Below are 11,739 nucleotides of genomic sequence, written 5' to 3' on the forward strand. Positions count from 1 at the left end.
AATCGTAAGGTCGCGCTTCTGGGCGACCGCCCATTGAAGGATCTGGGCCCCGGACGTGATGCGGGTGTTGAAACTGCTTCTCGGCGCGCTGGCCCTCGTGGCCTGCCTGCTTGCCGTGACCGTGCCGCTGGACCTGCGCGCGCAGGGCCTGTTCGCGCTGGCGACCGTGGCCGCCGCCTTTGTTCTGGGCCGCAACAAATCGCGTCAGGTGACGATCGCGCTGTGCATCCTCTCGCTGATCGCCTCGACCCGCTACATCTACTGGCGGATCACCGAGACCCTGCACTTCGCCACCATCACCGAGACCCTGCTGGGCACGGGCCTGTTCCTGGCTGAGCTGTATGCCTGGCTGATCCTGGTTCTCGGCTACATTCAGACGACCTGGCCGCTTCATCGCCCGGTGGAGCCCATGAAGGGCGATCCGTCCACCTGGCCGACGGTGGACGTCTATGTTCCGACCTACAACGAAAGCCTGCAGATCGTTCAGGACACCGTCCTGGCCGCCCTGAACATGGACTATCCGCGCGACCGCTTCCGCGTCTACCTGCTGGACGACGGCCGCCGCCCCGAGTTCCGCGCCTTCGCCGAGGCGGCGGGCGCCATCTACATGACCCGGCCCGACAATAAGCACGCCAAGGCCGGCAACATGAACCACGCGCTCACCAAGACCGATGGTGAGCTGATCCTGGTGTTCGACGCGGACCACATCCCGACCCGCGCCTTCCTGCAGATGACCGTCGGCTGGTTCCAGAAGGACCCGAAGCTGTGCCTGCTGCAGACGCCGCACCACTTCTATTCGCCCGACCCGGTCCAGCGGAACCTGCTGACCGTGAAGGAGGTGCCGGACGAGGGCGCCCTGTTCTACGGCTCGGTGCAGCCGGGCAACGACTTCTGGAACGCCGCCTTCTTCTGCGGCTCCTGCGCGGTGATCCGGCGCGAGGCGCTGATGATCACCAAGGGCTTCGCCGGCGAGACCGTCACCGAGGACGCGCACACCGCCCTGAAGCTGCAGCGCATGGGCTGGTCGACGGCCTATCTCGACATCCGCCTGGCCTCAGGCCTGGCCACCGAGCGCCTGGCCCTGCACGTGGGGCAGCGGGCCCGCTGGGCGCGCGGCATGACGCAGATCTTCCGCATCGACAATCCGCTGCTGGGGCCTGGCCTCACCTGGGGTCAGCGGCTCTGCTACCTGAATGCGATGATGCACTTCCAGTTTCCGCTGCCGCGCATCGTGTTCCTGACCTCGCCGCTGGCCTACCTGCTGTTCGGCGCGAACATCATCTACGCTTCCGCCGCGATGATCGCCGTCTATGCGGCGCCCCACCTGATCCACTCGATCATGACCAACAACCGGATCCAGGGCGAAGACCGGCGCGCCTTCTGGGGCGAGGTCTACGAGACCTTGTTGGCCTTCCATTTGCTTGCCCCGACCGTGCTGACGATTTTTGACCCGAAGAAGGGCAAGTTCAACGTGACCGAAAAAGGCGGCCTGCTCGAGCACGGCTATTTCGACTACCGCCTGATGTGGCCTCACATCACGGTCGTTTTCCTGCTGGTGGCAGGCGTTTCCAGCGGCTTCGCGCGCCTTTTCTGGCCTGAGCGCTTCGACGTGCAGCTCGGCACCCTGCTGCTGAACACCACCTGGTCCATGTTCAGCCTGCTGATCCTGCTGACCGCTCTGGCCGTGGGCCGGGAGACCCGCCAGGTGCGCAATTTCGTCCGGGTGGACGCGGTTCTGCCGGTCATCCTGCGTTTCGCTGACGGCCTGGCCGTGGAGAGCGAGACCACCGACGTGTCCATGGGCGGCCTGTCCGTGAAGTGGCCCGCCGGCCTGGACATCGCCGGCCGCGAGATGACGGGTGTGGACCTGCTGTGCGGCGCGCGCATGGTGTCGTTCCCCGCCGCCATGATCCAGGGCGACGACGCCATCCGCGTCCAGTTCCAGGCCATGCCCCTGGGCAAGCGCCGGGCGCTGGTCACCGCTGTCATGGGCCGGGCCGACGCCTGGCAGCCGCATGGCTCGACGCCTTCGGCCAACCCGTTCGCCTCGTTCGCGGACCTGTGCCGCGCCAGCGCCAGCCTGCTGTTCTGGTGGCGCCTGAAGGACCTGGAGGCCCGCGTGCGCGGCCGCGTCCTGGTGGAGCGTGCCATCCGCACCAGCGCCATCGCCGGCGCCGCCATCCTGGCCGCCGCGACCTTCGCTCCGTCGGCAAAGGCCCAGACCCCGGCCGCGCCCACGGCGGATCCGGCCCCCGCGGCGGCCGCCGCCCCCGCCTCCAGCGGCGGCCTGCGCCAGGTGGTCTACACCCTGAAGGACATGGGTGTGGAGCAGCCGCTGCGCCTGCGCGGCACCGACGGCCAGGCGGGCATTCCGTTCGACCTGCGCACCGACGAGGTGGCGGTGTCCGCCACCCTGACCATCAACTTCGCCTATTCGCCGGTGATGCTGCCCGATCTGTCGCAGCTCAGCGTGGCGATTAATGACGAGGTGATCGGCTCGGTGGTCCTGCCGCGCGAGACGGCCAACAACCTGACGGTCCAGATGCCGGTGAACCCGGCGCTGTTCCTTCCCAAGAACCGCCTGAATTTGCGCTTCGCAGGCCACTACACCCGCGGCTGCGAAGACCCGCTGCACTCGTCCCTGTGGGCCAATATCAGCAACATCCGCACCACACTGGCGGTGACCTTCCAGCGCCTGCCCGCCCAGCCGGACCTGGCGCGCCTGCCCTCGCCCTTCTACGAGGCGGGCGTCGGCGGCCTGACCCTGCCGTTCGTGTTCGCCGGCAACCCCAGCAACGGCGCCATCCAGGCGGCGGCGGGCGCGGCGTCCTACTTCGGCATGGCGGCCGGCTATCGCGGCTTCCGGTTCCCGGTGCAGATCGGCGGCCTGCCCAGCGGCGAAGGCGTGATCTTCGCCCAGTCGGGCCAGGAGATCCCCGGCCTGTTCCTGCCGGCCATCAACGGCCCGACCCTGGCCGTGGTCCCCAATCCGAATGATCCGACCAGCTCTCTGCTGCTGGTCATGGGCCGCAACGACGCCGAGCTGCGTCAGGCCGGCCAGAACCTGGCCGTCGGCTCGGTCGGCCTGAAAGGCGCCTACGCCCAGGTCGGCGCCCCGCGCCTGCGCGACCGCGCGCCCTATGACGCCCCGCGCTGGGTGCGCATGGACCGCCCGGTGCGCTTCGGCGAGATGGTCGACCAGCAGAAGCTTCAGGCCCTGGGCCTGACCCCGGCCCCGCTGCAGGTGGACTTCCGCGTCGCCCCTGACCTGTTCCTGTGGCCCACGGGCGGCGCGCCCCTGCGCCTGCGCTACCGCTTCCCGGAAGGTTCGTGGATCGACCTGCGCAACTCGCGCCTCGACGTGTCGCTGAACGGCCAATACCTGCGCTCGCTGCACACCGACGGCCGCGGCGCCGGCGATCACTTCTTCGACCGCATCCCGGGCTTCTTCACCCAGAAGGAGCAGTCGCTGGCCCTGCCGCCGTATCTGCTGTCGGGGCCCGGCCAGATGGGCTTCTTCTTCGACCTGAAGTCCAACAAGCTGGGCGAGTGCAAGGGCGAGCTGCCGACCAACGTGCGCAGCGGCATCGATCCGGACAGCACCATCGACCTGACCGGCGGCCATCACTTCACCAGCATGCCGAACCTGGCCTATTTCGTGAGCTCGGGTTTCCCGTTCACGCGCATGGCCGACCTGTCGGACACCGCCCTGCTGATCAGCGCCCAGCCGACCGCCCAGGAGCTTGAGGCGCTGATGCTGCTGATCGGCCGCTTCGCCGACTCCACGGGCGCGCCGGCCACCAAGCTGAGCATCACCCGCAACGCCGACCGCGGCGCGCTGCAGGGCAAGGACATCCTGGTCATCGGCCCGGTGGCCATGGCCGCCTCCAACACCGATCTGTTCAAGAACGCCCCGTTCGTGACCGAAGGTTCGCGCCTGCGCCTGCGGGTCACCTCGGTGATCGCCCGCGTCTTCTCGGTGTTCAACGCCAACCTGGAAGGCGGCGAGCGCAAGAAGGCCGACGAGGTTCTGGTCAGCCAGAGCGGCTTCACCGGCGTGATCAGCTTCGAGTCGCCTTATGGCGACAAGAACACCGTCGTGGCGCTGCTCTCAGATCAGCGCGAAAGCCTGCCGGGCCTGGTGGCCAAGCTTTCCGACCCGACCGAGAACTTCAAGGTTCAGGGCGACCTGACGGCTGACACCGAACAGGGCCTGTCATCCTTCCGCATCGGGCCGATCTATTGGACCGGCGACCTGCCGTACCTGCTGCGCGTGCTGTGGTGGCTGACCCGCACGCCGTGGATGCTCGCCCTGGCCCTGGTGGGCGCGGCGATCCTCATGTCCGCGCCGATCTTCCTGGCCTACAAGCTGATGGAGCAGCGTCGCAACGCCCGGACGGAGGCGCCATGACGCACCGTCCGTCGAAGCTCGGTCCCGCGGGGACATTGACCGCCGGCGTCGTGGCGGCCGCGACGGCGGCCGCCCTCATCATGCCGAGCGCTGTCGAGGCGCAAAGCACCACCCAGGCCGTGGACGCCCTGCTGAAGCAGGCGACCTTCTGGCGTGAACGCGGACGCAAGGATCTGGCCGAGCAAGCGCTGAACCGCGCCCTCAGCGCCAATCCGCGCAGCGCCGACACCCTGGCCGCCCTGGCCCGCTATGCGGCCGAAGACGGCAATCAGGACGCGGCCAAGCGCTGGACCGACCGCCTGCGCAGCGTGGCGCCGAACGATCCCCGTCTGGCGACCCTGGGTCAGGTGCGGGCCGGCAGCGGCACAGTGGCCGTCGCCACGGCCGCGCGCGGCGGCGCTACTCCGGAAGTGGCCGAGGCCCGCCGCCTGGCTCGCGCCGGCGACACCACGGGCGCGGTGCGCGCCTATCGCAAGGCGTTCCCCAACGGCAATCCGCAGGCCGCCTACCGCCTCGAATACTACCAGACCCTGTCGGGCGTGACCGAAAGCGCGGCCGAAGGCCGGCGCGGCCTGGAGGCCATGCTCAAGGAGCGGCCGAACGACAAGGCTGTCGCCCTCGCCCTGGGTCAGGCCCTGACCTATCAGGAATCCACGCGTCGCGAAGGGATCGCCCAACTGTCGCGCCTGTCGCGCGAGGGCGGCGCGGTGGCCGGGCAGGCCCGCGCATCCTGGCGTCAGGCTCTGCTGTGGATGGGCAACCGCCCGGCGGACCTTCCTCTTTACGAGGAGTTCCTGCGCACGGGCGCCGACGCGCAGGTCAGCGCCAAGATCGCGCAGATCAACGACAGCACCGCCCGCGAGACGGCGGCGCGCGAAACCGCCGCCCGCAACGCCGCCCAGCAGCGCGCGGCGACGCCAGCCGCCCCGGTGGATCGCGGCGCTCCGTATCGCACGCAGGGCTTCGCGGCCCTTGAGCGCGGCGATCTGCAGACCGCCGAACAGAACTTCCAGTCCGCCCTGCGCATCCGCGCCGGCGACTCCGACGCCTTGGGCGGTGTCGGTCTGGTGCGCCTGCGCCGCGAGAACTTCGTCGAGGCAAAGACCTACCTTCAGCGCGCCATCAAGGCGGCTCCGGCCAATCGCGCCCGCTGGAGCGAGGCGCTGGAGACGGCCACCTTCTTCGGCGATCTGCGCGCGGCGCAGGCCGCGGCCGCGCGGGGCGACACCGCCCAGGCCGAACGGCTGGCCCGTCCTCTGGCCTCCAGCGCGTCCAAGGACCGCGCTCTGGCCCAACAGCTCCTGGCGGACATCTTCCTGCGCGGCGGCCGCAACGCCGAAGCCGAGCAGCTCTATCGCCAGGTGCTGGCCGCGAACCGCACCAACACAGACGCCCAGGCCGGCCTGATCGAGGCGCTGCTGCGTCTGAACCGCTTCGCCGAGGCCGAGCAGCTCGCCCGCGCCACCGTGGACCGGACGCCCGGTCCGCTGAACAACACGCGCGGCCGCATCGAACACGCCAAGGCGCAGCAGTTCATGGCCGCCGGCGACTATTCGTCCGCCTACGCCAGCTTCGAAGCCGCGCTCGCCGCCGATCCCACCGATCCGTGGATCCGCTACGACTTCGCTCGCTTCCTGGTCAGCCAGGGCCAAGGTCCTGCCGCCGAGGGCCTGATGGCCATGCTGGCCCAGAGCACCACGGTCGAGGGCCTGAACGCCGCCGCCCTGTTCGCCCAGCAGCAGGGCCGGTCAGCCGAAGCCTACGCCCTGCTGTCGCGCATCCATCCGCAGGCGCGCACCCCGGCCCTGAACGAACTGGCCGGCCAACTCTATCTCGACACCGCGATCCAGCAGGCCAAGGACCTGCGCACCAGCGGCCGCAACGCCGAGGCCATGGCGCTGCTGCACGAGCTGCTGGCGCGGCCGAACATGACCGTCGGCGTGCAGGGTTCGATCGCCGACGCGCTCTATGATCTGGGTGACAAGCCCCAAGCCATCAACCTGGCCCAGCGCATCCTGACCTCCGGCGCGGTGGGCGCGGACCCGGCCGCCTATGGCGGCTTCGTCTCGGTTCTGGCGCGGTCGGGCCGCGACGCCGAAGCCGCCGCCCTGATCCGTCAGATCGGCGCCACGCCCGCCGCCAACACGCCGAGCGGGCGGCAGGGCATGTCCGGCCTGGTGGCGACCCTGGGTTCCGAACGCGCGGACCGTCTGCGCCTGGCGGGCGACTACGCCCAAGCGTTCGACGTGTTGTCCAACGCCTTCGCCTCCGCCCCGAACGACACCCGCCTGCTGTCCGGCCTGGCGCGGCTGTATCAGTCCGGCGGACTGACCGCACAGGCGGGGCAGGTCTACGACGTCCTGTTGCGCATGAACCCCAACGACCCCGAGGCCATGAACGGGGTGCTGGAGGCGGCTGTTGCGCGCGGCGACGTCTCGCGCGCCAAGGAGCTGCTGCGCGCCGCGATGCAGCGCACGCCAGGGGATCCAAACCTCTATCTGATCGCCGCCCGGCTGGAGCAGCAGGCCGGCGACAAGAGCGCCGCCATAAAGGCGCTGGAGACCGCCCGCGTCCTGCGCGAGCGTCAGGGCGTGCCGATCGGTCCGTCGCTCTACACCGGCGTCGCGCCGGTCCCGGTGTCGCCTTTCCAGGCGCCGTCAGGCGCCCTGGGCAGCAACCCGTTCCGGAGCGGCGGCTCGCCCGCTGTGTTCACGCCCTATCAGCCCGTGCCCGCGCAGCCGGTCCAGGTCCTGCCGCAGCCGAGCACCGCGACCCAGCCGTACATCCCCGGCTACATGCTGCCCGCCAGCTTTGATCAGCCGGCGGTGCAGACCGCCTTCAACGAAGCTCCCGTGGCGACCCAGGTGGCCTGGCGGACGCCCTCGGCGCCGGAAGAGCCGTTCGCGGTCAACGCCAGCTTCATGGAGACGCCGGCGGTCGCCGAGCCGTATCTGCTGGCCCAAGCGCAGACGCCGGCCGCCCTGAACCCGACCGGCCGAAGCCCGGTCTATCCGCCGAGCCAGGCCTATCCGTCTCAGGTCGCGCCGACTTACGCGGATCCGAACTATCCCAGCCCGGCTCCGCAGCCAGGCTATCAGGCGCAGACGTACTTGCCGCCCGTACAGCAGCCCGCCACCCGCGCGCCGCTCTATCCGACGCAGCCCCAGCAGGCCGCGCCGCGCGCCGACGCGCCGATGTCGACCGCGCCCTACTACGCATCGCCAACCTACCAGGCGCCGCAATACCAAGCGCCGACCTACCAACAGGCCCCGGTCTATCAACAGGCGCCGGCCTACCAGCCGCAGCAGGCTCCAACCTATCCATCGGCCACCTACGCCGCGCCGACCTATGCCGCACCGGCCTCGCCGAGCTCTGCGCCCTACTATGGCAACCAGACGCCGCTGATCCAGCCGGCCCCGACATATCCGGCGCCGGTTTATCCGACCCAGACCTACACCGCGCCGACCTATCAGGCCCCGACGGTGTATGCGCCGCCGGCCTATCAGCCCTATCAGGCCCCGACCTACTCTGCGCCGCAGCAGCAGCCGACCTATCAGGCGCCCCCCCGGACAACCACGCCGGCGGCGCGCACGCCGGCCGCGAAGCCGCGCACGACCACGACCGCCAAACCCCGCACGCCCACGGTCCGCAGAGCGGCTCCCGCGGCGCGGACCTATCCCGCTCCGGTCGCGCCGCAGCAGCAACAGACCTACACGGCTCCGACCTACCCGACGTATCAGGCTCCGGCCCTGTCGGCGCCGTTCTATCCGTCGACCCCGTCGCTATTGGCGCCCGCGCCGCCGGCGCCGAACTTCACGGCGCCGGTCTACACCTCGCCGTACGTCTATCCGTCCACGAACCTGCCCTCCTATCCGGTGCAGCCGCAGGCCTATCAGAACACCCCGCCGGTCGGCGGCTACGGCGCGCTGCCGACGCCAGTGAACCCGTTGCTGCCTCGCGCCCCCGCGCGCGACGGCGTGCTGCAGTCCATCGACCGCCAGATCGCCGAGCTGTCGGAGACCATCGGGCCGCGGGTGGACGCCAGCATCGACTTCCGCGCCCGCAGCGGCGAGGCCGGACTGAGCCAGCTGGACGAACTGTCGGCCAAGGTCACGGGCTCGATCTCGCCCTTCGGGCGCGGCCGCCTGAGCGCCACGTTGAATCCCGTGTCGCTGGACGCCGGCACGCCGACGGATGAAAGCCTGCAGCGGTTCGGCACCAATCCTCTGTCGGTGGCGCGCGACACCATTTCGGACATCACGCCCCCGGTCATCCGCCGGCCTAATCCGCACACCGCCGCCGGCGTCGCGGCCGAGATCGCCTATGAGGTCGATGGGCTGAAGGCGGACATCGGGGTCACCCCTGTCGGCTTCGCCAAGCCGCCGGAGATGACCGGCGGTCTGAGCGTCGAGCCCAACATCGGCGGCCTGCGTCCGCGCGTGTGGATCGAGCGCCGCCCGGTGACCGACAGCGTCACCTCATACGCCAGTTCGCGTGATCCGCTGACCGGTCGCCGCTGGGGCCAGGTGATGCGCAACACCGCCGGGGTCGGCGTGGCGTACGAGCGGGGCAAGATGGGCTTCTACGCCGACGCCTCGGCCAGCAAGTACGACGGCCGCCTCGTCGAGGAGAATGAAAGCCTGCAGTTCAACGTCGGGGCCTACATCCGGCCCTATGTCAGCACGCGCCAAGTGGTGCAGCTGGGCACGAACCTGAATCTGCAGAGCTACGACAACAACCAGAACGTCTTCTCGTACGGCAACGGCGGCTATTTCAGCCCGCAGCAGTTCACGGCCATCGCCTTCCCCATGAGCTGGAAGGTGCAGGGCGACCGCTGGGGCGGGGAGCTGCGCGCCACGCCGGGCTACCAGACCTACAGCCAGTCGGCGCGGGACTACTTCCCCACCGATCCGACGCTGCAAGGTGCGCAGAACGCCATCTCCGCCCAGGACCCTGACGTGAAGCGCGGATTCTCGGGCAGCAGCCGCAGCGGCTTCGGCATCAACGGCCGTGCGGCCATCGATTATAAATTCACCCCCACCACAACTTTTGGCGGGGCTCTGAGTTTCGACAATTTCGGCGAGTACAGTGAGACCAAGGTCGGGCTCTACATCCGCCAGACGATCGGAGGCTCGCGATGAAGACCCCTACGACCTGGATGAACGACAAGGACGTCCAGTCCGCCGATCTGGCCTATTACCGCCGCACCCAGCGCCAGCGCAGCCCGCAATGGCGAGGCTTCCTGTCTGCCCTTCTCGGTGAACTGCATAGCGGCGCCGATCCGGAAGAGGTGCGCAACTTCCTCCGCCAGGTGGGCCGCCGCATGGCCCAGGCCACGCCCCTGACCAAGGTCGAGACCCTGGAGGAGCTGGAGGCCGGCATGAACAAGGTGTGGGCCGAGATGGATTGGGGCTGGGTGCGTCTGCACGCCGTCGCCGATGGCGTCCGCATCCTGCACGGGGCCTATCCGGACGTGGCCACGGGCGCGGACGAGAAAATCTGGCCCGCAGCCTGGGCGTCGGTCCTGGAAGGCGTCTACACGGTCTGGCTGCAGGCCCAGGGCAGCCCCATCGACAAGACCCTGAGGGTCAGCGACAGCGCCGAGCCGCTGGAGCTGTTCCACGGCCTATGACCGATGAAGACCGGCCCCAAGCCTGATCGACGCGTGTTCACGGCCGCCGCTGCGCTCGCCATGATCCTGCCGGGCGCCACAGCCTGCGCCGAGGAAGGCGAGACTTGGGAGAGCTTCAAAACCCGCTACCTGCAGCCTGACGGCCGGGTGGTCGACAACGGCAACAACGGCGTCAGCCATACCGAGGGCCAGGGCTGGGCCATGTTGCTGGCTGTAGCGAATGAAGACCGCGAGACCTTCGACCGCGTCTGGGCCTGGACCAACGCCAACTTGGCGCGGTCCGACGTGCGGTTGTTCAGCTGGCGCTACGATCCCGCGGCCCAGCCGCCGGTGACCGACCCCAACAACGCCACCGACGGCGACATCTTCATCGCCTGGGCGCTGCTGCGCGCCGCCGACCGCTGGCGCAACGACGACTACGCCCGGGCCAGCGCCGAGATTCGCGGCGCCATCGGACGCGGTCTGGTCGCCCAGATCGCCGGCCGCTCCTTGCTGCTGCCGGGCCTGGAGGGCTTCGCCAACGCCGAGGGGATCACCTACAACCCCTCCTACTTCGTTCTGCCGGCCCTGAAGCTGTTCGCCGACCGCGATCCGCACGGGCCGTGGCGGCAGGTGATCGCCGGCGGGCTGGAAGTGGCCGACCTCGCCCTGTTCGGGCAGGAGTCCCTGCCTTCGGACTGGGTGTTCGTTGGCGTGGACGGCCGCCTGGCGCCGGCCGCCGGTCATGCGCCGCGTTTCAGCTTCGACGCCATCCGCGCGCCGTTCTATCTGGTGTGGGGCGGTGAGAAGAGCCGCCGCCAGGTGCAGGCGGTGGCGGCCTGGTGGCGCAAGGGCTTCAAGGACGACAAACGTCCCCCGGCCTGGATCGACGTCATGACCGGCGAAACCGCCCCCTACACCCTGTCGAACGGCGGCGCGGCGGTCGCCGCGATCGTCATGAACGACAACGGCGTGGACAAATGGAAGGCCGAAGAGCCCAACTACTATTCATCGGTGCTGCAACTTCTGGCCACAGTGTCGCGCAAGGACGTGGGACGTCGCCGCATAGGCCTATGACACTGCGCCGCAGTCCCTTGTCGCACAAGGTCTGGTAATACCATTGTCACGGCTAAGCTAAGGCCTCGACTATGGTCAACGACGTCCGCGGACTCTTCCTGAAGATCAACCAGGTTGATCTTCCCTATCAGGTCTTCGACAACCTCGGAGACGTCGAAGCCATGGACGAATCCCAGCCGGACGTCCTGGCGCCGCTGCCTACGATCATCACCCAGACCGCCGAGGACTTCGAGCCGATCGAGATCGCGCCGGAGCCTGAGCCGGAGCGCCAGTATGGCGCCCGGAAGGTCATCGCCAGCATCCGCCAGCGCGTCTTTCAGGGTTTCTCGGTGCCCGCCGCCGAAGGCGTGAAGGAACTCGTGGTCGAGGCGCCGGCCGCCGCAGAGCCCGTTCTCGAGCCCACGCCGGTCGCGGCGGCCAAGATCGAGGCGCCGACCCCGGCTATCCCGCCTGCCGCGCCCGTGGCGCTGTTCCCGGCGGCCAAACCCGCCGTTGAACCCAAGGCTGGCCTGTTGCGCCGTTACGCGCCTGCGCCCGCCGCTGCAGCGCCCGCCGCCCCGCCGGTCGTGGAGGGCGAGACGCGCCTGACGGCCCTTTTCGCCCGCCTGGGCGACAAGGGCTGAACACGGCCCTCCCCCGT

General features: G+C 69.4%; 5 protein-coding genes. All 5 read left to right on the plus strand.

Annotation, left to right across the window (positions count from 1 at the left end):
• Positions 1–58 precede the first annotated feature (58 nt).
• The 5 genes from bcsA to P7B02_RS05630 all read left to right on the plus strand — a co-directional run bounded on the left by bcsA (position 59) and on the right by P7B02_RS05630 (position 11,722).
• Positions 59–4,411: a UDP-forming cellulose synthase catalytic subunit gene (gene bcsA / locus P7B02_RS05610; RefSeq protein ID WP_277785341.1), complete on the plus strand. Its 4,353-nt coding sequence runs from the start codon at positions 59–61 to the stop codon at positions 4,409–4,411.
• Positions 4,408–9,552 (plus strand): cellulose synthase subunit BcsC-related outer membrane protein, encoded by a 5,145-nt coding sequence (locus P7B02_RS05615; RefSeq protein ID WP_277785342.1) that lies wholly within the window; start codon positions 4,408–4,410, stop codon positions 9,550–9,552. Before bcsA ends, P7B02_RS05615 begins: the two co-directional genes overlap by 4 nt.
• The gene (gene bcsD / locus P7B02_RS05620) at positions 9,549–10,043 is read left to right on the plus strand and encodes a cellulose biosynthesis protein BcsD (RefSeq protein ID WP_277785343.1); all 495 of its coding nucleotides are present in this window, start codon (positions 9,549–9,551) and stop codon (positions 10,041–10,043) included. The genes P7B02_RS05615 and bcsD overlap by 4 nt, the downstream gene beginning before the upstream one ends.
• 3 nt (positions 10,044–10,046) lie before the next feature.
• Positions 10,047–11,099: a glycosyl hydrolase family 8 gene (locus tag P7B02_RS05625; RefSeq protein WP_277785344.1), complete on the plus strand. Its 1,053-nt coding sequence runs from the start codon at positions 10,047–10,049 to the stop codon at positions 11,097–11,099.
• A 71-nt stretch (positions 11,100–11,170) separates the two neighbouring features.
• Positions 11,171–11,722 (plus strand): hypothetical protein, encoded by a 552-nt coding sequence (locus P7B02_RS05630; RefSeq protein WP_277785345.1) that lies wholly within the window; start codon positions 11,171–11,173, stop codon positions 11,720–11,722.
• Positions 11,723–11,739: the final 17 nt, after the last annotated feature.

The sequence above is a fragment of the Caulobacter segnis genome, from assembly GCF_029543125.1.
Taxonomy (GTDB): domain Bacteria; phylum Pseudomonadota; class Alphaproteobacteria; order Caulobacterales; family Caulobacteraceae; genus Caulobacter; species Caulobacter segnis_D.

Bases quoted from the DNA above. Each gene is read 5' to 3' on its own strand.
- bcsD (WP_277785343.1), top strand. From the start codon at position 9,549: ATGAAGACCCCTACGACCTGGATGAACGACAAGGACGTCCAGTCCGCC.
- P7B02_RS05630 (WP_277785345.1), top strand. From the start codon at position 11,171: ATGGTCAACGACGTCCGCGGACTCTTCCTGAAGATCAACCAGGTTGAT.
- P7B02_RS05615 (WP_277785342.1), top strand. From the start codon at position 4,408: ATGACGCACCGTCCGTCGAAGCTCGGTCCCGCGGGGACATTGACCGCC.
- P7B02_RS05625 (WP_277785344.1), top strand. From the start codon at position 10,047: ATGAAGACCGGCCCCAAGCCTGATCGACGCGTGTTCACGGCCGCCGCT.
- bcsA (WP_277785341.1), top strand. From the start codon at position 59: ATGCGGGTGTTGAAACTGCTTCTCGGCGCGCTGGCCCTCGTGGCCTGC.